Below are 978 nucleotides of genomic sequence, written 5' to 3' on the forward strand. Positions count from 1 at the left end.
CGGGTCAGGCGGACTTCTCGCGGGGGGTGCGGGTGCGGGCGGCGCGGGTGCCGGTGCGGGGCACGATCGTGGGGTTGACGTTGTCCAGCACGACCTCGCGCGTGATCACGACCCGCTCCACGTCATCACGCGAGGGCACGTCGAACATCACCTGCTGCAGCACCTCCTCCATGATCGCGCGCAGCCCCCGCGCCCCGGTCCCGCGCAGCAACGCCTGCTCCGCGACCGCCTCCACCGCACCGTCGGTGAACTCCAGCTCCACCCCGTCGATCGCGAACATCCGCTGGTACTGCTTGACCAACGCGTTCCTGGGCTGGGTCAGGATCCGCACCAACGCCTCGGAGTCCAACGCCGACACCGACGCGATCACCGGCAGGCGCCCGATGAACTCCGGGATCAACCCGAACCGGTGCAGGTCCTCCGGACGCACCTGCGCGAACAGGTCCTCCCCCGCACCCGTCTCGATCGGCGCCCCGAAACCCACACCCCGCTTGCGCGCCCGCGCCGCCACGATGTCGTCCAACCCCGCGAACGCCCCCGCCACGATGAACAGCACGTTCGAGGTGTCCACCTGGATGAACTCCTGGTGCGGGTGCTTACGACCACCCTGCGGCGGCACCGACGCGCTCGTGCCCTCGATGATCTTCAGCAACGCCTGCTGCACACCCTCACCCGACACGTCCCGCGTGATCGAGGGGTTCTCCGCCTTGCGCGCCACCTTGTCGATCTCGTCGATGTAGATGATGCCCGTCTCGGCCTTCTTCACGTCGAAGTCCGCCGCCTGCACCAGCTTCAGCAAGATGTTCTCCACGTCCTCACCGACATACCCCGCCTCGGTGAGCGCCGTCGCGTCCGCGATCGCGAACGGCACGTTCAACATCCGCGCCAACGTCTGCGCCAGATACGTCTTGCCCGTCCCCGTCGGACCGATCAGCAAGATGTTCGACTTCGCCAGCTCCACGTAGTCCGGGTCGTCGG

At 68.0% G+C, this 978-nt stretch carries 1 protein-coding gene; it reads right to left on the reverse strand.

Annotated elements, in window-relative coordinates; genetic code table 11:
• Positions 1-4 precede the first annotated feature (4 nt).
• Positions 5-978: ATP-dependent Clp protease ATP-binding subunit ClpX (gene clpX / locus GJV82_RS19200; protein ID WP_024842362.1), on the reverse strand; the 974-nt coding region annotated here is incomplete at its 5' end.

The sequence above is a fragment of the Cellulosimicrobium composti genome (assembly GCF_009711085.1).
Taxonomy (GTDB): Bacteria; Actinomycetota; Actinomycetes; order Actinomycetales; family Cellulomonadaceae; genus Cellulosimicrobium; species Cellulosimicrobium composti.